The sequence below is a fragment of the Nesterenkonia sp. K-15-9-6 genome (genome assembly GCF_052656005.1).
On record NZ_JBQYEY010000002.1, the window covers coordinates 143,321 to 167,334 of the forward strand.

The following is a 24,014-nucleotide window of genomic DNA, read 5'->3' on the forward strand; positions in this document are numbered from 1 at the left end:
CTCCTCTCCACCCCGCATCGAGTGGGGGAATCCACTACAGCTAAATCGTCTCACGAGCGGCTTAGCTGTAGTGGATTCCCCCACTCGATGCGTGTCAGCGGGACTGGCCCGCCGTAGACCTCGCGACGCGCTCCTGGGCCTCGAGGCGGCGGGCCTCGGCGAGACGCTCGTAGACGCCGTCGTCGACGTTGCCTCGGTAGGCCGCGTAGAACACCAGGGCCAGGACGTAGAACACCGTGACACCCGGCAAGGACAACCAGCGATCCCAGGCGTCAAGGGGCCCGCTGGTGGCGCGGCTCAGGAACGCGATGAGCTGCGCCGAGGCGATGAACAGACACGCCCCCACCTGAAACTTCACCTGTCCCGGTGAGACCGCGGCCGTGCCCAGGCCCCACCGGCGCCAGCCGCTCAGCCCGAGCCGGGCGGCGTCGTGCTCGGACAGCCGGTGCCGCACCTCCTGCGGGGTCAGATGGGCCCCGGTGTGATCCAGTTCGACCATGACCAACCTCTCCCCGTCGTCGACGGCGCCGGCACGGCCCGTGGCGTGGGATCCACGGCGCCCTTGCTGTCACGCGTCAGCCTATCGGTAAGGGCAGGTCATGACCAGAGGCCTCCCTCGTCGCCTCGCCGCACCGTGGACTTCCTCTCGAGTGAGGCCTAAAGTGACATGCACCACGTCACCTGGGGCCTGCCCGGCAGCTTCGCCGCTCGACAGCGCCACACCGGTGACCGCCGCATCCCGAGGCGCAGGAGGGCCACATGAGTGACACCCGCCAAATCCCCGAGTCATTCCATACCGGCCAAGCGCTGCTGCTGGCCTCGGTCGCCGCCCTCGGAGGATTCCTCTTCGGCTTCGACACCGCCGTCATCAACGGCACCGTCTCCGCCGTCCGCGACGGCTTCGAGCTCAGCCCCGCACTCACGGGCTTCGTCGTCTCCTCGGCCCTGCTGGGCTGCGTGGTCGGCGCCTTCACCGCCGGCAAGCTGGCCGACCGGATCGGCCGCGTCCGGGTCATGCTCATCGCGGCCTCGCTGTTCCTCATCAGCGCGGTCGGCTGCACCTTCGCCGTGGGCGCCACCGACCTGATCGTCTGGCGGGTCATCGGTGGTCTCGGCGTCGGCACGGCCTCGGTGATCGCTCCGGCCTACATCGCAGAGATCTCTCCGGCACAGATCCGCGGCCGCCTCGGCTCCATGCAGCAGATGGCCATCGTGGTCGGCATCTTCGTCGCCCTGCTCTCCAACGCCTGGCTGGCCGGCCTCTCCGGAGGCGCGGCGGAGCCCCTGTGGTTCGGCCTGGAGACCTGGCGATGGATGTTCTTCGCGGAGGTCGTCCCCGCCCTGGCCTACGGCGCCTTCGCCCTGATGATCCCCGAGTCCCCGCGATTCCTGGTGAAGAAGGGCTCCCCGGCCCAGGCCCGCGAGGTGCTCAGCCGCGTGCTCCAGACGGGCGTGGACCAGCGCATCGAGGAGATCCGCCGCAGCCTGGGCACCGAGACGCGGACCCGGCTGAAGCATCTGCGCGGCCCGGCCCTGGGCCTGCTGCCGATCGTCTGGGTCGGGATCCTGCTCTCCACGTTCCAGCAGTTCGTGGGCATCAACGTGATCTTCTACTACTCCTCCACCCTGTGGCAGTCGGTGGGCTTCACCGAGGCCGACGCGCTGGCGCAGACCGTGATCACCGGCGTGACCAACATCGTGGTCACCATCATCGCGATCGCCCTGGTGGACAAGATCGGCCGCCGTCGACTGCTCATGATCGGGTCCACCGGTATGACCGTCACCCTCGGTCTGCTGGCGTGGATCTTCGCCACAGCCCCGGTGGTGGAGGCCGCCGACGGCAGCGTCACCCCGCAGCTGACCGACACCGGCGGCGTCATCGCCCTGTTGGCCGCCAACGGCTTTGTGGTCTTCTTCGGCATGTCCTGGGGTCCGGCGGTCTGGGTGCTGCTGGGCGAGATGTTCAACAACCGCATCCGGGCCACCGCCCTCGGCATCGCTGCCGCTGCCCAGTGGCTGGCCAACTTCGCCATCTCCACGACCTTCCCGATGATGGCGGACCTGAGCCTGGGTGTGGCCTACGGTTTCTACACCATCTGCGCGGCGATCTCGCTGTTCTTCGTGTTCCGCTTCGTCCCGGAGACGAAGGGCAAGCAGCTCGAAGACATGCAGTGATCCACACGCTGACGGTTCACGCGGGCCGTCCACCCTCCCCCGCGCCGGGTGGGTGGGCGGCCCGTTCCGGCGCCTGCTGAGCCTGAGCCGCGTCCCGCAGCCGCTGGCGACGGCGGCCGTGGGTCTCCTCCCAGCGGGCGGCCTCCTCGCGCCGCGCCTGATCGAGGCGCGCGTAGACGCCGTGGTCGATGTTGCCGCGGTAGGTGACATAGGTGCCCAGGGCCAGGACATAGAAGAGGATTCCGCTGATCATCACCACGGTGGCCCACACCCCGGTGTCCACCCCGGAGGCGACGTTGTAGAGCTGCGAGGCCAGCTGCAGGGAGCCACCCACGACCCCGGCCACGACCTGGAGCTTCGCCCGCCCGGGCGTGCCGGCGGCGGGGCCGACCGTCCAGCGGCGCCAGCCGGTCAGGCCGAGCCGCCGGGCGTCGTCGTCACTGAGCCGGTGCCGCACCTCATCCGGGCCCAGGCACGAGCCGTCCGTCGGAGGATACGGGGCGGAGGTGTGGTTCTGCGCTGACATGCGACCCTTCTGCGCGACGGCGATGCTGTCCCGCGTCAGGGTACCGGCGGACGACACTCCTCGCCAGAGCCCTCAGCCCGTCATGGACGCCACCGTCTCCACGGCGGCCGGGATCAGGGAGACCACCAGCAGGCCGGCCATGATCAGGTTGAAGGCCCGCAGGTGCGCGGGCTTGGAGATGAGCCTGCCCGCTCCGACGCCGAGCAGCGCCCAGCTCACCGTGCACGGGGTCCCGAACAGCAGGAAGACGGTGGCGATCACCAGCACCTCGACGGTGAAGGACTCCCAGAATCCGGTGTAGGCGGCGATCGCGCCCACCACCATGGTCCACGCCTTCGGGTTCACGAACTGGAAGAGCGCCATCTGCACGAACGACGGCGGACGGGCCCCGTCCTGGGCCGAGAGGTCCGTGGGGCCGGAGGCGATCTTCCACGCCAGGTACAGCAGGTAGGCGATGCCGATCGGGCGCAGCACGTCCAGGACCACCGGCTGCTGCTCCAGGATCTGACCCAGCCCCAGCCCGACGAGCACGATCATCACCGGGAAACCGATGTTCACCCCGGCGATCGTCGGCACCGTGCGGCGCAGCCCGTAGGTCGCGCCCGAGGCCATGGCGATCGTGTTGTTCGGGCCAGGCGTGCCGGCGGTCGCCAGCGCGAAGAAGATCAGCGAGAGGATGGTCACGGGCGACAGCGTAGCGTGGGTGACAGGGCCGGCGGCGGGACGCCCGGCGGAGCCCGCACTCTGAGACTCGCCGCCCGAGCCGCGATCCCCCGCACCGCCTGTCGGCGTCCCCGGGAGCGGCAGGCCCGGCCGGTATCATCGGGACCGTGAGCACCCCACCCCAGCCCTCCCGGCAGACGACGAGCCCGCGCCGGCTCTCGGTGACGCCGATCAGCACCGCCGACCACGCCACCTTCCTGCGTCGGCACCCGACGTCGTCGTTCCTCCAGAATCCCCGCTGGCCGCAGGTCAAGACCGACTGGCGGGGCGAGTCACTGGGAGCCTTCGACGGCGACCGGCTCGTGGCCGCGACCCTGGTCCTCCACCGCCGGCTGCCCGTCCCTGCGGCCGTTCCGGTGCTGGGCCGCAAGAGTCTGGCCTACCTGGCCGAGGGGCCGGTCTTCGACCCCGACGAGGTGGAGCTCCGTGCGCTGCTGCCCGCCCTGACCGACCACCTGAAGCGCCAGGGGGCCTTCCTGATCCGCATGGGCCTGCCCGGGGTCACCCGCCGCTGGGCGGCTCAGGACGTCCGCCGCGCGCTGGCCTCCGGGGAGCACCGCAGCATCACCGAGCTGGAGCCCTTGACGGTCCACGACGGCGCCGACGCGGTCCGTGCCGAGCTGGAGCGCCTCGGCTGGCAGGCCCCTTCCGCATCGGAGGAGTTCGAGGCCGGTCAGCCGCAGTTCCAGGCCCGCATCCCGCTGACCGACGACGACGGCGCCGCCCTCGACGTCGACGCGGTCCTGGCCCGCATGGACCAGACCTCGCGGCGGCAGACCCGCAAGTCCACCCGCTCGGAGCTGACCATCAGCACCGGCGGGGAGGAGGACCTGCCCGCCTGGCAGGCGCTCTACGAGGAGACCGCGGAGCGTGACGACTTCACCGGTCGCCCGTTGAGCTACTTCCAGCGGATGTTCCGCGAGCTCAACGCCGCCGAGGACACCGAGTGCACGCTGTACTTCGCCCACCACGAGGAGACGCTGCTGGCGGCGGCGATCTATGTGCGGCAGGGGCAGTTCGCCTGGTACGTCTACGGGGCCTCCTCCTCCGAGGAGCGCAAGCGCTACGCACCCCGGGCGCTGCAGCTGCGGCAGATCGAGGACGCGCTGGCCGCCGGCTGCCGGTGGTACGACCTCGGCGGGCTCAGCCCGTCCCTGGACCCGGAGTATCCGCTGGCCGGACTCACCCGGTTCAAGACCACCATGGGGGCGGATGTGGTGCAGACCTACGGCGAGTGGGACTTCCCCGTGGACCGACTGCTGACGAAGGCGTTCACCCTGTACATGTCCCGCCGCTGACCCGGGGCGCCGCTGAGCGGACGCCCTGGTCAGCCGCGCTCCGCTCAGCCGTGGGCCCGCACCACACGTCACGCCCACCGGTGATCTCGGTCCCAGAACCCTCCACACTTCACCATACGTCCGGTACAGTTTCTGGCATGACGACCGCCTCCCTCCCTGTCGTGGGCACCGGCCCCGGCCAGCAGCTCTCCCGCTGGCAGCGCTGGAGCGTGCTCGTCATCGTCTCCTCCGCGCTGCTGCTGATCACCCTGGACAACACCGTCCTCTACACGGCGCTGCCCCGGCTCACCGAGGATCTCCAGGCCTCCACCTCGCAGTCGTTGTGGATCATCAACGCCTATCCGCTGGTCATCGCCGGGCTGCTGCCCGGATCCGGGTCCCTGGGCGACCGCCTCGGCCACAAACGGCTCTTCCAGTACGGGCTGGTGATCTTCGGCCTCGCCTCGCTCGCGGCCGCCTTCTCCCCCACTGCGGAGACGCTCATCGCCGCCCGGGCGCTCCTCGCCGTCGGGGCCGCCGCCATGATGCCCGCCACCCTGGCGCTCATCCGGATCAGCTTCCCCATGGAGCGCGAGAGGAACGTCGCCATCGCCGTGTGGGCGTCGGTCTCGCTGGTCGGCATGGCCATCGGCCCCATCGTGGGCGGACTGCTGCTGGAGCATTTCTGGTGGGGCTCGGTGTTCCTGATCAACGTACCCATCGCCGTCGCGGGACTGCTGGCCATCATCCTGATCGGCCCGCCCAACCGCCGGAATCCCAGCAAGCACTGGGACGGGGTCTCCTCGGCCCAGGTGATGGTCGGCCTCACGGCCTCCGTGCTGGCCATCAAGTCCCTGGCGGAGAACCACATCAACTGGCCGCTCGTCATCGGCTCCGCCGTCATCGCCGCCGCGTCCCTGACCGTCTTCGGCCGGCGGCAGACCCGGCTCCAGGAGCCGCTGATCGACTTCACGATCTTCCGGAACAAGGCCTTCACCGGAGGCATGGTGGCGGCCGGGACCAGCGTCTTCGCCATCATGGGCGCTCAGCTGGCCAGCACGCAGCGCTTCCAGCTCGTGGAGGGCTACACCCCGCTGGAGGCGGGCCTGCTGGTCTCCGTGATCGCCGTCGGCTCCCTGCCGCTGGCCCTGATCGGCGGTGCGGTCCTGCAGCGCACCGGTCTGCTGCTGCTCATCGGGGGTGGACTGAGCACAGCGGCGGTGGGCGCCGGCGTCGCCGTCGTCGGGGCCGCGCAGCACCTGCTGCCGGTGCTGGTGCTGGGGCTGCTGATCATGGGCGCCGGGCTCGGCGCCTCCATCTCCGTGGCCTCCACGGCGATCATGGGCAACGTCCCGCCGCGCCGGGCCGGGATGGCGGCCTCCATCGAGGAGGTCTCCTACGAGTTCGGCGGCCTGGTGGCCGTGGCGACGATGGGCAGCCTGCTGAACTTCGCCTACTTCCGGTTCCTGGTGCTGCCGACCGGTGCCGGCGAGTTCGCCGACGCCAGCCCGACGGCGGCGCTGACCAGCGGCCGGTCCGACGTCGTCCTCGCGGCCGCCGACGCCATGGACGGGGCCTTCGTGGCGGTGCTGGTCGCCGTCGCCGTGGTGCTGGTGGCAGGCGCCGCGACCACGCTGTCCCTGCTGCGCCGCTACACCCCCGGCACCGCATCGCAGGCGTATCCGGGCAACCACTGAGGGCCCGGCACTCCTGAGCGCCCCGCGCTCCACGACGGTTAGGCTTGACCATCATGCGACAGTCCAAACGCACCGAGATCCTGCAGGCCGCCACGCGCATCGTCCAGCGCGACGGCGTCACGGCCCTGACCTACGAATCGGTGGCCTCCGAAGCCGGACTCACCAAGGGCGGGCTGCTCTACCATTTCCCGTCCCGGGAGGACATGCTGCTGGCGCTGCATGAGCACGTCTCCGGGCAGTGGGAGGCCTGCATGGAGTCCGAAGCCGGCGGCCCCTATGAGGAGCTGACGCCGGGGCAGCGCCTGGACGCCTATATCCGTGCCTCGCAGAACCCGGACCGGGCCGAGCTGCTGCTGATGCTGGAGTCCGCCGGTGATCCGGCCGCCCAGGCCGCCTGGGACCGGGTCCACGACCGCTGGTCCCCTCCGGCCCCGAGCGGGGCTCCGGCCCCGACGAGTGGCGACAGCGCAGGAGACAGCGCAGGAGACAGCGGCTCCTCCCGGGACGCCGAGCCGGACCCTGCCCTGCTGCCGTTCCTGGCGCGACTGGCCGCCGACGGGCTGTGGTTCTACGAAGCGCTGACCCCGGGCCATTTCACCGAAGCGCAGCGGGCCACGATCGTGGAGGCGATCGTCAAGCTCGGCGCGGGTGGACACTCGCAGGGCTGAGGAGACGTCTCCTCCCCGCTGAGGTTCAGCCAAGCGAATGAGATTCAGGCGAGGGCGGCGTCGAGGTCCTGCAACGCCGGGGCGATGCGCGTGCGCCAGCGCCAGTCCGCCTTCGCGTCCGCACGGGAGGGGCCCCCGTTGATGACCCCGATCGGACGGCCGGCCCGCCGCATATGCAGGGCGATCCGGAAGCCGCTCATCACGGCCATCGAGGACCCCACCACGAGCAGTCCGGTGGAGGCGTCGATGAGCTCGTCGACGGCGGCCTTGCGCTCCGGCGGGACGCTTTCGCCGAAGTAGACCACGTCGGGCTTCAGACGCGTCGAGCCGCAGACCAGGCAGGCCACCATGTGGAACCGCTGGACCCAGGAGTCGTCCAGGCTGACGTCGCCGTCGGGATTGACGTTCTCGGCGGCGTGGATCGCCTCCTCGGCATAGCCCGGGTTGGCCTCCTCGAGCCGCGAGTCCAAGTGACGCCTGTCTTCCCGGTTGCCGCAGGCCAGGCACATCACGGTGTCCAGGTCCCCGTGCAGCGGGATCAGGGGGCTGACGATGCCGGCCTCGCGGTTCGCCTGGGCGTGCAGACCGTCCACGTTCTGCGTCACCAGGCCGGAGAGCAGCCCCCGGCGCTGCCAGGCGGCAAGGATGCGGTGGGCCATGTTCGGAGCAGCCTGGTCCATGTGACGCCAGCCCACATAGCTGCGGGCCCAGTACCGGTGACGAGCGCCGGCGTCGTGCTGGAACTCCTGGTACGTCATGGGCCGGTGCCGGTGCAGTGAGCCCTGCGGGCCTCGATAGTCAGGGATGCCGGAATCGGTGGAGACGCCGGCACCGGTGACCACCAGGATGCCACGGGATCCCATCAGCTCCAGGATGCCGGCGCGGGCCTCCTCGGCAGGCTGCGGAGGGGCGGTGTCCTCCACCACTCGGGCGATGGAGCGCAGAGCGGCCCGATGCGCATTGGCCACAGGTGTGGTGAAGGCCGGGGAATCGGTGTAGAGGGTGCCGTGTCCAGGCACAGCAGAATCCGACCCGGCGGTCATCGCCGGGTCGGATTCGTGACTGCTGATCTGTGCCGACCTGCTGAGCGGAGCGGTGCTGCGCTGCTCCACGGACTCAGCGGCCGTAGCGGTCTGAGAGGTCGTCGTAGCCGTACGACTCGTCCTCCGACTCGTATGAGGTCAGGTCATCCGCCGAGCTGTCCCCACGCGACTGAGCCAGCTCTCGCTCGAGAGCTGACAGGTCAGTGTTCGGGGTGAAGTACTTGATCTCCCGAGCCTGCTTCGTTGCTTTCGCCTTCTGACGGCCGCGCCCCATGAGCGAGACCCCCTCTGTCTTCTCTGGTCCTCGCGATGCCGGGCAGGGTCCACCGCGGGAGTATCTCTGCGATCAACTGGTTCGTGCTTCCTAGGTTAACATGATTGGGAACGGCGCGTCGCACGTCCGCGCAGGACGAAGCCCTCCACTCTGGCCCGTCCTGCAGTGTGTCGCGCGCCGGGAAGGTCCAGTTCACGGGGGTCCCCACCTGCTCACAGGCTGTTCTTCCGAGTGCCGTCACCACCTGACGGCGCCCTGGATGACGGCCGGATGGGACGGACATCACCCCGGCGGCGCGCCGCGGGGCTCCGCCGGAGGCCCCCGCCGAACCCGCCACGACGCGCACAGGAGCACCGCCGCAGTGGAAGACAGCACCGAGGACGGCACCACCGACCCGACATCCCGCACCGACGGCCAGGACGGGACGTCCTCGCCGCAGACGCGCCGGGCCCGCCGCGAGGCTCGCCAGCGCGCCGCCCGAGGGAAGGGGACTCGTGACGCCCGCACCTCCGGGGAGGGTCAGACACCCGCGCAGAAGATGCCCGCCGACGAGCCGGCCACAGACGGGCCGGCCGCTGACACCCCGACCGGCACGCCCGAGGAGGCGGAGCCTGCCGGGCTCGAGGAGTTCGACGTCCGGGAGACCGCTCACCGCGACCCACACCGACCGAACATGCTCCCCTTCGTCTTCATCGGCGGGCTGGTCGTGCTCGTCACGCTGGCTCTGCTGTGGTGGTTCCTGATCCGCGAGGAGCCCACAGAGCTGCCTGAGACGGTCGCGGAGCGCGAGGACGATCCCGGCATCGATGGGGTGATCCTCCGCGACGCCGCCCCGGACCAGTGGTTGGCCGGCGACTGCCTGACCGGCTTCCAGCCGCATGACGAATCCGCCCCTGCCACGATCATCGAATGCGACCACAGCTATGACGTGCAGGTGATCCACTGGGAGGACCTTGAGGTGGGCGAGTACCCGGGTGATGAGGAGATCTCGGAGCGGGCCCACCGCGCCTGCGAGGAGAACGGCCAGCTGGACCAGGACGCCGTGGACTCCGTGGACTTCGCACTGGAGGTCCGCATCTCCCACCCGACCGAGTCCACCTGGCGTCGCGAAAGCGACCGGCGGGTGAACTGCCTGCTGCAGCCCGCCGGCGGCACCACCATGACGGGGAACTTCGTGGTGGACCCGGAGGAGCACTCCTCCGCCGCCGACGATGAAGACGCCGAGCCCGGCTCCGGAGATGACGCCGGAGATGACGCCGAGGGCGAGGAAGACACCGAGGACACGGAGGACACCGAAGACGAGACGGACGACGCTGACAGCACTGACGCCGACGCCTGAGGCGGCGGCCAGCCTCAGACAAGTGCCCCTTCCACGCTCTGCCTCACCATCTGTTCGACGCTGCGCCTCCAGGGCGTTCCAGGCAGTGCACCGGCGAACTCTCCGCTCGGGACCAGGACGCAGCGACGCCACCAGATGGGCTGAAGCCGGGCGAGTTCCAGCGCCGTCCGACTGACCAGCCCTGCGGCACGCAACACACCATGAGGCAGCACCCACGGCGCCGCAGCAGGACGCCCGGCGACACCAGCCGCACGCTCGCCGACGTCGCGCAGGGTCGGCGCCTGCGACGGCGCGATCAGCAGCCGATGCCCACCGGCTCCTGCCACTCCCACGAGCAGTTCCTCGACGTGCTCCGCACTGTGGATCATCGCCGCACTGAGATCGGCGATGTCGGTGAGGGCATGCGGCACATCGGGGTCTGCCGGAATGATGGGGCGCCGGCCCGCCGCCACGCGGTCCGTGATCATCATGCGGACCACGCTCGTCGCGGGCGCAGCATCAGGACCGACGAGGTCTCCCGCCAGCACGCTGAGCGCGGGAGCGGGATGGGCCGACCGCGCCTCCATCAGCCGCTGACGAACCCGCCCCTTGTCCTCTGCAGGCGCGAACTCGGCGTCGTCTCTGAGCTCCTCCGCCCGGGCCGCGAAGGCGTACGTCGACTCGGGAAAGATCACCACGCTGCCCTGCTCGGCAGCGACGTCGAGCACTACCTGCTCCAAGCCGGGCAGGACATCTGCCCATAGCCGGGAGTCATACCCGGTGTGGAAGCAGGCAAAGATCGCCTCAGCCCCCGCTGCGGCGCCGGCGACGTCGTCCCGGCGTCCGGCATCGCCGATCACATGCCTGGCCGCTTCCGGCACCGAAGCTCCCGCAGAGCGCGTCACCACTGTCGTCTCCACTCCCTGACGCAGCAGATCGGCGACGATCCGCGCCCCGATCTGCCCATAGCCGATGACCGTTGCTGTGCGCATGGCCAGCCTCCTGTCGATGTCCCGCACCACGTATGAGAGCACTGCTCTCCGATGACGAGTCGACCCTATTCCCCATAGCCCCCGAAAGCAAGAGCACTGCTCTCATATGTGACTGGTGATCTCGGCGTCCTGCTAGCCTCGTGCCATGACGTCCGACGCCGGCATGACGCCCCGCCAGAAGAACAGGCAGGCCACGGAGGCCGCCGTGCTGGAGATCGCCAACCGCCACCTCGACGCCGACGGCGCCCAGAGCCTGTCGCTCCGAGCGGTGGCACGAGACCTCGGCGTGGTCTCCAGTGCCGTCTACCGCTACGTGCGGAGTCGGGACGAGCTGCTGACGCTCCTGATCACCGACGCCTACGATCGCCTAGCGGACACGGTCGACGCCGCTGTGGCACGTGACGACTCCTTGGAATCGGTCGCCTTCGCGATGTTGGACTGGTCCCGGCGCCATCCCCGACGGTGGGAACTCATCCATGGGTCCCCCGTGGCGGACTACCGGGCACCACGGGACACTGTCATCCCCGGGACACGCGTCGCCATCCAGGTGGCTCGGCTGGTCGCAGCTCTTGACGACGCCACCGACGATCCCCGACTCTCCTCCGAGTCGGCGGCACGGGACCCGGCGGCGCTCTGGCTCGCCAGGGACCTGGACGAGCTCGGCCTGGCCATACCCCCTCATTCAGCGTTGCGGGCCGTCTCCGTCTGGGCGAGCCTTCTCGGCATGGTGAACATGCTGCGCTTCGGTCAGCTCGGACCCGAGAGCGCCACCTGGGAAGACCATCTGATGCGCACACATGTCCTGCGCCTGATCTGCGGCACCGGCACGCCGGCGCCTGAGACCCTGGAATCACCCCATGTTCCACCACGCCAGGAGACCCGATGACCACCGACCCTTTCACGCCGCTGCCGGAGCTGCGCTGGTCCTCCGCATCGCTGGGCGAGCTCGGCTCCGCCGTCGTCGTCCACTCCCCCGAGGATGACACCATCCGCGCCGCGAGCCTGGCCCATCCGGTGGGCGGGGAGCCGGAGGTGGCAGCGATCGGCCGCGCTCTGGAGCAGATGATGGACCGCCTGGAGGCCACCGCCCCGGAGACCGCGGACCGAGAGATGAACCCGCTGCCCACGGACCGGGGCGCCGTCGCCGAAGCCGTGGCGGCCTACGCCGACGGCGACCATGCCGCCTTCGACGGACTCGCCGTCGTCCAGCCGGGCTCGGAGTACCGACAGCAGGTGTGGTCGGCGCTGCGCGAGGTGCCCGCCGGTGAGACAGTCTCCTACGCGGAGCTGGCACAGATGGCGGGACGCCCGCTGGCCCATCGGGCTGCGGCGAGCGCGTGTGCGAACAACCTGGTGGCGTTCGCGATCCCCTGCCACCGGGTGATCCTGGCGGACGGCTCCATCGGCGGCTACGGCTTCGGCGGGGTGAGCACCAAGCGTCGACTGCTGGCCCGCGAGGGCATCCACCTCTGAGCAGCCCCCAGCAGCATCGAGTGGCCACGAATCACGGTACTTTCACCCGTGTCGCGGCGCGTCACTGGGCAGATGCCGGGATTCGCGGCCACTCGATGGAGGGGTGACGCGGCCTCAGCCCGTCACTGCCGCATCCTTCTTCGCCACGGTGAGCCCGTGCACGGAATCCTCCTCCAGGGAGAGCTCCTGCCGGTCCACCAGGACGGTGTCGCCGTCCTCCACCGCACCGGAGAGCAGCGCCTTGGCCAGCTGGTCACCGATCTCCCGCTGCACCAGCCGACGCAGGGGTCGCGCCCCGTAGGCGGGGTCGTAGCCGGTGAAGGCCAGCCACTCGCGGGCCGGGTCGGTGACCTCCAGGACCAGACGGCGGGAGGCCATCCGCTCCTGCAGGGACCCGATCTGCAGGTCCACGATGCTGCTGAGCTGCTCCATGGACAGCGGGTCGAACATCACGATGTCGTCCAGGCGGTTCAGGAACTCCGGCTTGAAGGACCGGTTGACCACCTCCATGACGGCCTTGCGCTGGGCGTCGACCTCCAGCGACTGGTCCACCAGGAACTGGGAGCCCAAGTTGGAGGTCAGGATCAGCACCACGTTGCGGAAGTCCACGGTGCGACCCTGCCCGTCGGTGAGGCGGCCGTCGTCGAGGACCTGGAGCAGGATGTCGAAGACCTCATGGTGGGCCTTCTCCACCTCGTCCAGCAGCACCACCGAGTAGGGGCGCCGCCGCACCGCCTCGGTGAGCTGACCGCCCTCGTCGAAGCCGACGTACCCGGGAGGCGCACCCACCAGCCGGGCCACAGAATGCTTCTCCGAGTACTCGGACATGTCGATGCGCACCATGGAACGCTCGTCGTCGAAGAGGAACTCGGCCAGCGCCTTGGCCAGCTCGGTCTTGCCCACCCCGGTGGGACCCAGGAACAGGAAGGAACCGGTGGGCCGGTCCGGGTCGGAGACCCCGGTGCGGGCCCGACGGACGGCGTCGGCCACGCTGGCGACCGCCTTGTGCTGACCGATGAGCCGGGAGCCGATGAGCTCCTCCATGTGGAGCAGCTTCTCGGTCTCGCCCTGCATCAGACGGCCCGCGGGGATCCCGGTCCAGGCGGAGATGACCTCGGCGATGCCGTCGGCGTCGACCTCCTCGGAGACCATGCGGGCACCCCGGCCCTCCCCGGGCGAGCTCTCCTGGGCCTCGGCGTCGGCCAGGCGCTGCTCCAGCTGGGGGATCTCCCCGTAGAGCAGACGGGAGGCCTCGGCGAGGTCCCCCTCGCGCTGGGCGCGCTCGGCCTGGCTGCGCAGGTCGTCGAGCTGGACGCGCAGCTCACCGGCCCGGTTGAGCTCAGACTTCTCGGCCTCCCAGCGGGCAGTGAGCTCGGCGAGCTCCTCCTTCTTGTCCGCGAGGTCGTCCCGCAGCGCCTGCAGGCGCTCAGCGGAGCCGGCGTCGGTCTCCTCAGCCAGGGCCATCTCCTCCATGGTCAGACGGTCCACCACCCGGCGCAGCTCATCGATCTCCACCGGCGCGGAGTCGATCTCCATGCGGAGCCGGGAGGCGGCCTCGTCGATGAGGTCGATGGCCTTGTCCGGCAGCTGACGTCCGCTGATGTACCGGTCGGACAGCGAGGCGGCGGCCACCAGGGCGTTGTCGGCGATGGCCACCTTGTGGTGGGCCTCGTAGCGTTCCTTCACGCCACGGAGGATGCCGATGGTGTCCTCCACGGAGGGCTCGCCCACGTAGACCTGCTGGAAGCGGCGCTCCAGGGCGGCGTCGGACTCCACGTTCTCCCGGTACTCGTCCAGGGTGGTGGCACCGATGAGCCGCAGCTCGCCGCGGGCCAGCATGGGCTTGAGCATGTTGCCCGCGTCCATGGAGCCTTCGGAGGCGCCGGCGCCGACCACGGTGTGGAGCTCGTCGAGGAAGGTGATGATCCCGCCCTCGGCCGCCTTGATCTCCTCCAGGACGGCCTTGAGCCGCTCCTCGAACTCGCCGCGGTACTTCGCGCCGGCGATCATCGCCCCGAGGTCCAGGGAGATCAGCGTCTTGTCCCGCAGGGACTCGGGGACGTCGCCGGCCACGATGCGCTGCGCCAGCCCCTCGACGACGGCGGTCTTGCCGACGCCGGGCTCACCGATGAGCACGGGGTTGTTCTTGGTGCGCCGGGAGAGCACCTGGACCACGCGGCGGATCTCGGAGTCGCGCCCGATGACGGGATCCAGCTTGCCGGAGCGGGCGACCTCGGTGAGGTCGGTGCCGAACTTCTCCAGCGACTGGAAGGTGTTCTCCGGATCCGGGGTGGTGACCTTGCGGTCGCCGCGCAGTCCGGGCAGCTCGGCCTTCAGCGCCTCCGGGCCGGCCTGCGCCTCGGACAGGGCGCGGCCGGCGGGTCCGGCGTCGGCGGCCACACCGAGCAGCAGGTGCTCGGTGGAGACGTAGTCGTCGCCCATCTGCTCGGCCTCTGCCTGCGCGGCCCTGATGACGGACAGCCCGGCCTGGGAGAACTGCGGGGCCGCGACGGCGTCGCCGCTGGTGGCCGGCAGCTGCCGGATGGCCGCGGAGGCCCGCGTGGAGACGGCGTCGGGGTCCGCCCCGGCGGCCTTGAGCAGCGCGACGGCCACGGACTCCCGCTGGTCCATCAGCGCCTTGAGGATGTGGGCCGGTTCGATCTGCGGGTTCCCAGCGGTGCTGGCGTTCATCGCGGCGGCCGACACGGCCTCCTGCGACTTCGTGGTGAGCTTGACGTCCATGGGGTGAAGGCTCCTTTCTCAGCGCCTCGGCGGGCCCTCACCTGTAGTACATCAGGTCCGGCGAGCCCTGTCATGCAAACTTGAGTCAATGATACTCAACTTTGGGCATGGGGTGCATATTCCCGCCCCGGGACACGAGAACCCACCCGCCTTCAGGGACGCGGGGCGGGACTCCGGTCAGCACGGGTGAGGCGTCTCAGCCACCGCGGGGCCTCGAACACCCAGTCCTGCCGCAGCCGCAGTGCGACGACGTAGAGCACCAGCGGCCCGACGACGCCGGCGAGGGTGGGCACCACCACGTGGACGCCGAGGGAGTCGACTCCCACCGCGCTGAGCGCGATGCGCGTGCTCGCCGTGAAGAACACATGCGCGACGAACACCACCAGCGACCGCTCACCGATCCACGCCAGCCAGCGCATGCCCGCGGACCTCCGCGCAAGCAGCCAGGACACCGCGAGGACGGCGACGACGCCGGCGCTGGAGCCGACGACGCCGAGCGCCACGCTGGAGACGGTGCGGAGACTCCCGTAGGCCGTGGGCGGTGTCCCCAGCAGCGTGGCGCCCAGCACCACCCACACGGCGCCGCCCACGACGAGCACGAGGAGCACCGGCACGACGCGGAGGCCCTGCATCCAGCCGAGCAGACGGCGCCCGGTCAGCACCACTCCCGCGAAGAAGAAGACCGTCAGCGCGAGGCCCTCACCGCCGAGGACGTTCCAGTTCAGCCCCCACACCGCCAGCGAGCCGACGGCGGCGGCCCCGAGGGTCACTGCGGCGGCCCGACGACTGATCCAGGGCCGGGCTGCGGCCGCGAGCAGCATCATCAGGGTGAGCCACCCGAAGAACCAGAACTGCTCCTTCGGCTCCCAGATCCTCAGCAGCTCCACCGGCGAGACCGGGTCGTTGACCACCGAGCCCACGGCCATCTTCATCAGCAGCTGCAGGGTGGACCACAGGGTGTAGAGCCACAGGAAGGTGACCGTGCGGGCGCGCGCGTAGTGCCAGGGTCCGTCGCGGCGCATCCCGCCGGCCACGAACAGCCCCGCCGTGAACGCGAAGACCGACAGATGCGCCATATAGATGACGCCGTCCACCGGAGTCAGCAGGGGGTCCTGCACCAGGCCCGCCGGCTCCAGGGCGCGCCACACATGCCCGACCACGATGAGGATGATGGCCAGCGCCTTCGCGATGTCGAGGGTGGCGTCGCGCGCCGGCGGAGAGGAGCCCGGACTCATCCCTTCAGGCAATACCATGGGCCCCCGCACCACAAGGGCTCCGGCCTCCGCCCCTGAAGACGGGGAGGGCGGTCACCTCGACGACGCACGGGACGTGACGCCCGATCCGCGACGACCGCCGACCTCGACGGGCTCGCGCCGGACGTCGGCCCCCTCAGCATTCCGCGGGCGACGATCCGCGCGCTCGCGCCGCGCACCCTGATGACGCTGCGCCTCCCCCACAGCCTTGCGCACAGGCTCCTGTTCGGCGGCCGTCTCCGGATCGCCGTCGGCGGTGCTGAGGATCATCAGGCCCGCGCCCATGGCGAACAGGGCGTAGAGGACCGCACCCAGCCCGAGGGCGGCCTCGGCGCCGGGACCGTGGACCGCCGCGGAGCTCCCAGTCGCCGCCTCCGCCCCGTGATGGATCGCAAGCGTCCCCAGTGCGGCGATCCCGACTCCGGCGCCGAGTGCGAAGGCGGTCTCCTGGATGGCGCCGGCGTCGGCGGTCCGGGTCTCCGGCGCCGCGCTCATGAGCGCGTTCGCCCCGATGGACATGATGATCCCGGCCCCGACCCCGAGCAGCACCATGCCCGCCGACCTGCCGACGCCGTCGAGCGCAGCCACCGTCAGCAGCCCGCCGGCGACCAGGCCCAGTCCGACGACGATGAGGGGTCGTTGCGAGATCCATCGGTGCAGCAGCGGCCCCAGGAGCCCTCCGGCCGCACTGGCGGCGACCAGAGGGAGCAGGGCGATGCCGGTGCGCACGACGGAGAGTCCGTCGACCAGCTGGTGCTGCTGCGTGAGCAGATACAGGGCGCCGTTGAAGACGCCGAGCGTCGCGAGGATGATCACCGCGGAGGTGCCCAGCAGCGGGTCGGCGAGCAGCCGCACGTCCAGGAACGGCCGCGGCATGCGCAGCTGGCGGCCCACGAACACCACCGCGAGGAGCGCCCCGCCGAGCAGCGCCGCCACACTGGCCCAGGCCGGCGACTCGGGCCGCGCCAGGGTCTTCATCCCCACCACCAGCAGCCCGACGGCGGCCATCGAAGACACGATGCTGAGCCCGTCCAGGCGCGGCGGGTCCGGATTGCGGGACTCGCGCAACACGACGGCGGCGGCCACCAGACACAGGCCGAGCACCGGCACATTGACCCAGAAGACCCAGCGCCAGCCGGCCAGGTCCACCAGCACCCCGCCCACCAGCGGCCCGAGCGCCGAACCCGCACTGAAGCCGACCACCCAGACCCCGTAGGCCAGGGCGCGCAGACGGCCCCCAGGGAAGGTCACCCGGATGATCGCGACCGTGCCGGCGATCAGAAGCGCCGCTCCGACGCCCTGGCCAATCCGCCCGGCGATGACCGCCGCACCGGTGGAGGAGAAGCCGACCAGCGCGGCGCTGAGGACGGCCACCACCAGCCCGGACAGGTAGAGGCGTCGCCGCCCCAAGCGGTCGGCGAGCACGGCACTGGTCATCAGGACGGCGCCGGCCGCCAGGGGGTAGATGTCAGCGACCCAGACCGACCCGGCGGGGTCGAGCGAGACGTCGGCAGTCAGCTCCGGCAGGGCGACCACGACCTTGGTCATGTCCGTCCCGCCGACCAGCATCACCGCCGCGAACAGCAGCAGGATGGCCGCCAGCCGTCGCGGGCTCTCGAGAGTCGTCTCTGCGGGGGCATGTGGTGTCATACCTTCAGTTCTACGGGGACATCATCACGGAGTCCAGGTTCATCATTTTCCTGATTTCATGCACTATAGGTACATGATTGATTCGCGCCTCCAGCTGCTCATCGCCGTCTGTGAGCACGGCACGGTCACGGCCGCCGCCGAGGCTCTGTACCGCACCCCCTCCGGAGTCTCCCGGCAGCTCAAGGAACTGGCCCGCGAGCTCGACGTCGACCTGTTGGAACGTCACGGGCGGCGCGTCCGCCTCACCCCGGCGGGCGAGCGGCTGGTGGCCCACGCCCGCGCGCTCAACGCCCAGTGGGAGACCGCCCTCGGTGATGTGGCGACCGCCGCCACACAGCTGTGCGGACCGATCAGCATCGGCGGGTTCCCCACGGCCATCTCCTCGATCATCGCCCCGGCCCTCCCCGGCCTGCGGGCTCAGCACCCCCAGCTGCGCCCGGTGGTCAAGGAGGTCTACTCCGGCGAGCTCGTGGCCGCCCTGGAGTCCGGGGCGGTGGACCTCGGCATCTACGTGGCCGACGACTCCACCGGCGGGCTGTCCGCAGATCACCTCACGGTGACCGGCCTCCAGGATGACCCCCTCGACCTGCTGGTCCCCCGGGCCCACCCCTTCGCCGCGGCGGAGACGGTCACCCTCCAGGACGCCGCCCACCAGGACTGGATCACCGGGCATCCGCACCAGGACGCCTATGCCGAGCTGCTGGCCGCCACCCGGGCCGTCGGCTACGCCCCGCGGGTCGCCCACCTGGCGCAGGAGTTCACCGCCACGACCGCGCTGGTGGCAGCCGGTGCCGGCATCGCCGCGGTGCCCCGGCTGGCGATGACGATCCCGCATCCCGACGTCGTCCAGGTCCCCCTGGCCGGATCTCCCGTGCCACGACGTCGGATCCTGCTCGCCCGTCGCCGAGGCTCGGAGGAGAACCCGCGAGTGGCGGCCGCGATGCGTGCGCTCCAGGCCCACTGCTCCGACTCCGCACCGGCCCAGGCCTGACGGGATCTCGTACACTGAGGCGATGACGCGCACCTCCTCCGGCGGACCCTCGCCCGTCGACGTCATCGGCCGACTCCCCGCCTGGGTCGCCCCCACTCTGGCCCTCGGGCTGGCCGGCGCCTCCGTGGGGATCGGCGTCGTGGGCTATGAGCGCGTCACCGCCGAGCCGGAGGCCGAGGTGTCCTTCATCGTGGAGGACGACCTCCCCTACGGGATCTCCCAGGAGACGGTGGAGGCCGCCGCCGAGGGCCGGGTGGCCAGCTACCAGCCGTTCACCGTGCGGGTGGTGGACCGCGAGCTCGAGTGGGACGAGTACATGCACGGCGAGATCGACGACGCCGAGATGATCCTCTCCGTGGGCGACGACCCGGAGGACCCCGACCTGTTCCTCGCCGACGCCACCCGCGTGGGCATCAGCGGCCTCGACTCCGATGATCGCTACTCGGTGGCCTCCACGGTGCGCGAGACCTTCGTGAACAACCGCACCATCGGCCACGGGCCCAACGCCGTGGTCGGGGCGGCGCTGACGGCGGCGGACCTGCACTTCGACGAGGGCGGCCGCTCGCCGGCGACGTGGGTCTCCGCGGCCGCGCTGCCCCTGCTGGCCGGCGTCGCGCTCCTCTTCGGCTGGGTGCGCGCCCGGGGCCTGGAACGACGGCGCCTGCGACGCCTCTCCCGGGCGAAGCTGCGCCTGGCCCGCGTGGTCCTGGAGCTCGACGTCCTCGAGCTGCGTTTCGAGGCCGCCCGCGCCGCGCTCGCCGACTCACCCTCCGGAGGCGCATCCGACGACGACGCCGTGGCCGCCCTGGAGTCCGACTGGGACCGTATCCGGACGGACAGTCTGCGCCTGGCCCGCCGGGAGCAGGAGCTGGAGCATGCCTGGCTGGGCGGCCCGGCTCCGCGCGGCTCCTCGGGCCAGACCGTCGGTGAGACTCCGGACTGGTCCGACCTGGAACAGTTCGACCAGGAGACCGCCGAGCTTCAACGGCGGGCCGACGCCCTGGCCGCCGCCTCGGAGCTGCGCGCCGGGCACGCCGGCTCCGGCTCGGTGCTGGACCGGCTGGCGCTGCCGCTGCTGCAGTCGGTGGACGAGGTGCTCGCCCAGCGAAGTCGACTCGCCCGGGCCGCAGGGGAGGGCACCGGGGAGAGCCTGGACCGCCTCCGCAGTGCCCGCGACGAGTTGCTGGCCCTGAACCAGGAGGCCGCGACGATCCCCGCGAGAAGCGGCGGTGACGACGGCGACAGCGACGGCGCGCGTCTGGTCGCCGAGCACGCCGAGCTGCTGGAGAGGTGGGAGGCGGTGGAGCGGCGCATCGTCGGCGCCTGCACCGCCCTGAGCGGGGCCCTGAAGACCCATCGCCGCGAGGACCACCCCGGGAAGAAGGCGCTCCGCCGTGACGCGGAGGAGCGGGTCCGCCGTCGTGTGCAGGCCAGCTCCGCAGGAGCCTCGGACTCACTGGACGAGCTGCGCTCCACCCTGGGACTGCAGCACGGCGCCGCGGGTGGGCCGATGTGGTCCGCCGAGCGCGTGCTGGCGGCACTCGACCACACCGAGCTCTCCGCAGAACATTCGACTGGCGGCATCAGCGAGGAGGGCTGGCAGGCCGTGGTCGCCACCGTCGGCATGATCCTCCCGGTGGCGGCCGGGCTGCTCACCGGATGGGCCGCCGTCGAGCGCGCCGACGTGAACACCGCCTTCGGCCGGACCCTGGAAGGCGACCAGCCTCTGGCGGCCCTGGACGTCGTCGGCGACCTCGGCGCCGTCCCGGAGTTCGAGGAGCCCTCCGACATCCGACCCTCCAACCAGGACTCCCTGACTCTGGAGTACGTGCGGGAGTCCATGGCCCGCAGCGTCGAGTTCAGCGAGGATGCCGCCCTGCTGCCGGACCATCTCGACCTGCATGTGGCGCTGCTGCCCGCCGATGACTACATCAGCTACACGCCGCGCGCGGATCACGACTACCGCATCGACATCGACTACTGGGACATCGTGAACGCTCACGCGCGGATCAAGGAGGAGGTCGGCGCCGAAGACCCCGAGGCCCTGGACCCCGCCACCGGGGAGGTGGCCCTGGGTCAGGGGATCCTGCCGGTCTGGCTGCTCGACGAGAACACCTTCGCGGTGGGCTACACGATGACCGGAGAGATCAGCTCGGGCGTGGACAGCCGCCTGGGCGCCTACTCCTTCCGCGCCACGGACCTGCTGGTGTCCGGCGGCGGCGACTTCGAGATCACCCTGGGCGACCAGGTGGCGAACACCCTGCAGGACCTGGGCCGCGCCATGGAGTACAACCACCAGGAGTCGGTGAAGGTGGACACCACCTCCCTGTTCTGGCTCGTGGCGGTCGCCACCTGGTCCGGCGCCCAGACGCTGCTGATGATCGGCGTCGCCGTGGCCGAGGCCGGGCGTCGCGGAATCGGGACCCGCCGGGTGCGGCGTCAGCTGGCCGGACTGCGCTCGCGGCTCGACGAGCTGGCCCTCGGCCTCGACCTCTCCCGGCTAGACATGGTCGCCGTCCTGGGCGGCGACTCCCCCACCGCAGGCCGCGCCGAAGAGGCCGACCAGCGCCTCCACGAGGCCGCGCTGGCCACCGCCTGGCGCGAGGTCCAAGCCCTGGAGCGCCTCCCCCGCCGCGAGCAGCGCGGCGAGGACTGGGAGTCCCGCGTGGTCCATGTGGAGAAGCTCATCGACACTCTGGCCGCCCGCGAGACCGACGTGGCCGTCCGCGCCGAGGACCTGCTGCGCACCCAGCGCTAGGCCAGGTTGCCTCTGGAGCCGACGGGAGGGACAGCCCTTCAGCGGCCCAGGAGCCCCAGGGCGGCCGAGGCGATCGAGTCCTCGTCGATGCCGTGCAGCCGGTGCATCTCCGCCATGGTGCCGGCCTGCCCGAACGCGGTGACCCCCAGCGTGTGGGTCTCATCGCCGCGCACTCCGGCCAGGAACGCGAGCGTGTGCGGGTGGGCATCCATCACGGTGACCAGCGGCCGGGGATGCGCCGCGGGGAACAGCGTCTCCAGGATCGCCGAGCGCGGCGTCACCGACACCTCGCGGCGGGCCCGCAGCGCACGGAACAGCCGGCTCGGACTGGTCACGCACACCACGCCGGCGCGCACGCCGTGCCCCGCCAGGGCGTCGGCGGCCGCGCACACCTCGGTCATGATCGCGCCGGCCCCCACCAGGGTCACGTCGTCCTCGGCAGCAGGATGCGCGGAGAGCCGGTACCCGCCGGCCACCACCTGCTCCCGACGACGACGGCGCAGCAGCTCGTCCTCCGGCACCTGCGCCAGGGACTGGTCCACCGGACGGGTGGACAGCCGCAGATAGGCGGAGCCGCCGTCGGGGTCCAGCAGGTCCCGCATGGCCTCGAGCATCACCCATTCCACATCCTGGGCGAAGGCGGGCTCCCAGCTGGTCAGCCCGGGGATCTCCAGGGTCGCCGAGGGTGTGTTGATGGACTGATGCGCCCCGCCCTCGGGCGCCAGGGTCACCCCGGAGGGGGTGCCGATCATGAGGGAGCGGCCTCCCGCGTAGAGCCCGAAGGTCCACGGCTCCAGCGCCCGGTTGATGAACGGGTCGTAGAGCACCCCGATGGGGATCAGCGGCTGACCCCAGCGCTCTCCCGTCAGCCCCAGCTCCCCGGCCAGGCTGACCAGGTTGACCTCGGCGATCCCGAGCTCGATGTGCTGGCCCTGCGGCTTCTCCTGCCATTTGAGCAGCCGCTCCCTGTCATCCGAGAACCAGTCGTGCCGCCCGGCCAGGGACCACACCCCGGTCTTGTTGATCCACCCGCCCAGGTTGGTGGAGCTGGCGACGTCGGGGCTGACGGTGACCACCCGATCCGTCACCTCGGGTGACGCGCGGCGCAGATCGGAGAGGAAACGACCCAGAGAGGCCTGAGTGGAGGTCACCGCCTTCGGACTCCACCCGAGCTCGGCCGGGACGGTCGGGGGCACGGCCGGGGTGATGGGCTCTCGGGCCAGCCGCCGGGCCACCTCGGTGCACAGCCGGCCGGCGGCAGTGTCCTCCGGGAAGCGGACCCACGGGTCCTGGAGCGACGTGCCGGAGGCCTCGGCCAGCTCCTGCATCTGCTCCTCGGTGAGCTGTGCGGCGTGGTTGTTCGGGTGCCCCTCGGTGGCCAGTCCACGGCCCTTGATCGTGTAGGCGAACACCACCGTGGGCCGCGTGTCGTCGATGGCGGCGAACGCGGCCTGCAGCTCTTGAAGGTCATGACCTCCGAGGTCGCGCACGAGCTCGGCGAGCGCGCCGTCGTCGTGACCGGCGAGGAGCTCGGTCAGCGCGGCGGCGTCCTGCGCGGGGCAGCCGCGCAGCAGACGGTCACGGATCTCCGCAGGGTGGGCGCGCAGGATCCGCTGGTACTCCTCGTTGGGCATGGTGCGCATGCGCTGCTCGAGCACCTCGCCGCCGGGGCGGGAGAAGGTCTCCTGGAGTCGGCGGCCCCACGGGCAGGTGATGACCTGCCAGTCGGCGGCGGCGAACATGCCCCGCAGCCGCTGGATCTGGGAGTCCGGGATGACGCGGTCCAGGGACTGGCGGTTGAGGTCCACGATCCATACGACCTCGCCGAGCTGGCGCACCTCGGGGTCGATGATGGCCTCCCACACCGCACCCTCGTCCATCTCGGCGTCCCCGAGCAGCGAGTAGAAGCGCCCGGCCGGAGGGGTGTCCTCGATGCGGCTGGCCAGGTAGCGGTGAGACAGGGCCGCCCAGACGGGCGCGGTGGCGCCGATGCCGACCGACCCCGTGGAGAAGTCCACGGTGTCCGGGTCCTTGGACCGGGAGGGATAGGGCTGCAGCCCGCCCAGGGACCGCAGCCGGGTCAGATAGGAGGCGTCGAGGTCGCCGAGGAGGTAGTTGATGGCGTGCAGCACCGGGGAGGCATGCGGCTTCACGGAGACGCGGTCCCGGCTGGTCAGCTGGGAGAACCACAGGGCGGTCATGATGCCGACCATCGAGGCCGAGGAGGACTGGTGCCCGCCGACCTTGAGCCCGTCGGTGTTCTCCCGCCCGCGATTGGCGGCGTCGATGATGCCGGTGGCCAGCCACAGCACGCGCTGGGCGATCTCGTCGAGCACGGTGGCGTCGGCGGAGGAGGAGGCCCGCAGGGGTCGCGAGTTCGTCGTCGGCGGGTCGTACTGGTCCGAGGTCTCGAACTGCCGGTCCTCGTCCATCGGGTGCGTCGTCATCGGTCTG

The 24,014-nt window shown here is 71.0% G+C and carries 19 protein-coding genes; 9 read left to right on the forward strand and 10 right to left on the reverse strand.

Annotated features, from left to right (window positions below; translation table 11 throughout):
- Positions 1 to 94 precede the first annotated feature (94 nt).
- Positions 95 to 499 (reverse strand): hypothetical protein, encoded by a 405-nt coding sequence (locus SD455_RS01890; protein ID WP_445507079.1) that lies wholly within the window; start codon positions 497 to 499, stop codon positions 95 to 97.
- A gap of 260 nt (positions 500 to 759) precedes the next feature.
- On the opposite strand from SD455_RS01890, the gene SD455_RS01895 reads away from it, so the two are divergent.
- The gene (locus SD455_RS01895; RefSeq protein ID WP_445507080.1) at positions 760 to 2,175 is read left to right on the forward strand and encodes a sugar porter family MFS transporter; all 1,416 of its coding nucleotides are present in this window, start codon (positions 760 to 762) and stop codon (positions 2,173 to 2,175) included.
- Between the two features lie 16 nt (positions 2,176 to 2,191).
- On the opposite strand, the gene SD455_RS01900 is transcribed toward SD455_RS01895, so the two are convergent.
- On the reverse strand, positions 2,192 to 2,701 hold the full coding sequence (locus tag SD455_RS01900; RefSeq protein WP_445507081.1) for a hypothetical protein: 510 nt from the start codon (positions 2,699 to 2,701) through the stop codon (positions 2,192 to 2,194).
- 72 nt (positions 2,702 to 2,773) lie between these two features.
- Entirely contained in the window at positions 2,774 to 3,385 is a 612-nt protein-coding gene (locus tag SD455_RS01905) for a LysE family translocator (protein ID WP_201791074.1), read from the reverse strand.
- A gap of 146 nt (positions 3,386 to 3,531) precedes the next feature.
- On the opposite strand from SD455_RS01905, the gene SD455_RS01910 reads away from it, so the two are divergent.
- From SD455_RS01910 to SD455_RS01920, 3 genes are all read left to right on the forward strand, one after another.
- Entirely contained in the window at positions 3,532 to 4,722 is a 1,191-nt protein-coding gene (locus SD455_RS01910) for a lipid II:glycine glycyltransferase FemX (RefSeq protein WP_311025111.1), read from the forward strand.
- A 137-nt stretch (positions 4,723 to 4,859) separates the two neighbouring features.
- Complete coding sequence (locus tag SD455_RS01915) at positions 4,860 to 6,398, forward strand: MFS transporter (protein WP_445507082.1); 1,539 nt, start codon at positions 4,860 to 4,862, stop codon at positions 6,396 to 6,398.
- Positions 6,399 to 6,451: 53 nt separating this feature from the next.
- Positions 6,452 to 7,066 carry a TetR family transcriptional regulator gene (locus SD455_RS01920; protein ID WP_445507083.1) on the forward strand — a complete coding sequence of 205 codons (615 nt, stop codon included), beginning with the start codon at positions 6,452 to 6,454 and terminating at the stop codon, positions 7,064 to 7,066.
- A 44-nt stretch (positions 7,067 to 7,110) separates the two neighbouring features.
- Here the strand turns inward: SD455_RS01920 and SD455_RS01925 are convergent, their stop codons facing one another.
- Both SD455_RS01925 and SD455_RS01930 read right to left on the reverse strand, forming a co-directional pair.
- Positions 7,111 to 8,085: a Sir2 family NAD-dependent protein deacetylase gene (locus SD455_RS01925; protein ID WP_445507084.1), complete on the reverse strand. Its 975-nt coding sequence runs from the start codon at positions 8,083 to 8,085 to the stop codon at positions 7,111 to 7,113.
- Between the two features lie 97 nt (positions 8,086 to 8,182).
- On the reverse strand, positions 8,183 to 8,383 hold the full coding sequence (locus SD455_RS01930) for a DUF3073 domain-containing protein (protein ID WP_070160596.1): 201 nt from the start codon (positions 8,381 to 8,383) through the stop codon (positions 8,183 to 8,185).
- Positions 8,384 to 8,744: 361 nt separating this feature from the next.
- On the opposite strand from SD455_RS01930, the gene SD455_RS01935 reads away from it, so the two are divergent.
- Positions 8,745 to 9,722 (forward strand): hypothetical protein, encoded by a 978-nt coding sequence (locus tag SD455_RS01935; RefSeq protein WP_070160595.1) that lies wholly within the window; start codon positions 8,745 to 8,747, stop codon positions 9,720 to 9,722.
- Positions 9,723 to 9,736: 14 nt separating this feature from the next.
- Here the strand turns inward: SD455_RS01935 and SD455_RS01940 are convergent, their stop codons facing one another.
- Positions 9,737 to 10,693, reverse strand: coding sequence for an NAD(P)H-binding protein (locus SD455_RS01940; protein WP_070160593.1), 957 nt, complete (start codon positions 10,691 to 10,693; stop codon positions 9,737 to 9,739).
- Positions 10,694 to 10,838: 145 nt separating this feature from the next.
- On the opposite strand from SD455_RS01940, the gene SD455_RS01945 reads away from it, so the two are divergent.
- The gene (locus SD455_RS01945) at positions 10,839 to 11,579 is read left to right on the forward strand and encodes a TetR/AcrR family transcriptional regulator (RefSeq protein WP_070160591.1); all 741 of its coding nucleotides are present in this window, start codon (positions 10,839 to 10,841) and stop codon (positions 11,577 to 11,579) included.
- Positions 11,576 to 12,166, forward strand: coding sequence for a methylated-DNA--[protein]-cysteine S-methyltransferase (locus tag SD455_RS01950; protein ID WP_445507085.1), 591 nt, complete (start codon positions 11,576 to 11,578; stop codon positions 12,164 to 12,166). Before SD455_RS01945 ends, SD455_RS01950 begins: the two co-directional genes overlap by 4 nt.
- A 114-nt stretch (positions 12,167 to 12,280) precedes the next feature.
- Here SD455_RS01950 and clpB read toward each other — a convergent pair whose 3' ends face one another.
- The 3 genes from clpB to SD455_RS01965 all read right to left on the reverse strand — a co-directional run bounded on the left by clpB (position 12,281) and on the right by SD455_RS01965 (position 17,811).
- Entirely contained in the window at positions 12,281 to 14,908 is a 2,628-nt protein-coding gene (gene clpB / locus SD455_RS01955) for an ATP-dependent chaperone ClpB (protein ID WP_445507086.1), read from the reverse strand.
- Positions 14,909 to 15,060: 152 nt separating this feature from the next.
- Entirely contained in the window at positions 15,061 to 16,161 is a 1,101-nt protein-coding gene (locus SD455_RS01960) for an acyltransferase family protein (protein WP_445507087.1), read from the reverse strand.
- Between the two features lie 54 nt (positions 16,162 to 16,215).
- Positions 16,216 to 17,811: an MFS transporter gene (locus SD455_RS01965; RefSeq protein WP_070159038.1), complete on the reverse strand. Its 1,596-nt coding sequence runs from the start codon at positions 17,809 to 17,811 to the stop codon at positions 16,216 to 16,218.
- Between the two features lie 73 nt (positions 17,812 to 17,884).
- Here SD455_RS01965 and SD455_RS01970 point away from each other — a divergent pair, with 73 nt between their 5' ends.
- The gene (locus tag SD455_RS01970) at positions 17,885 to 18,802 is read left to right on the forward strand and encodes a LysR family transcriptional regulator (protein WP_070159037.1); all 918 of its coding nucleotides are present in this window, start codon (positions 17,885 to 17,887) and stop codon (positions 18,800 to 18,802) included.
- Between the two features lie 22 nt (positions 18,803 to 18,824).
- On the forward strand, positions 18,825 to 21,560 hold the full coding sequence (locus tag SD455_RS01975; protein ID WP_445507088.1) for a hypothetical protein: 2,736 nt from the start codon (positions 18,825 to 18,827) through the stop codon (positions 21,558 to 21,560).
- Between the two features lie 38 nt (positions 21,561 to 21,598).
- Here the strand turns inward: SD455_RS01975 and SD455_RS01980 are convergent, their stop codons facing one another.
- A complete protein-coding gene (locus SD455_RS01980) occupies positions 21,599 to 24,007 on the reverse strand; it encodes a transketolase-like TK C-terminal-containing protein (protein ID WP_445507120.1) in 2,409 nt (802 codons plus the stop codon).
- Positions 24,008 to 24,014 lie beyond the last annotated feature (7 nt).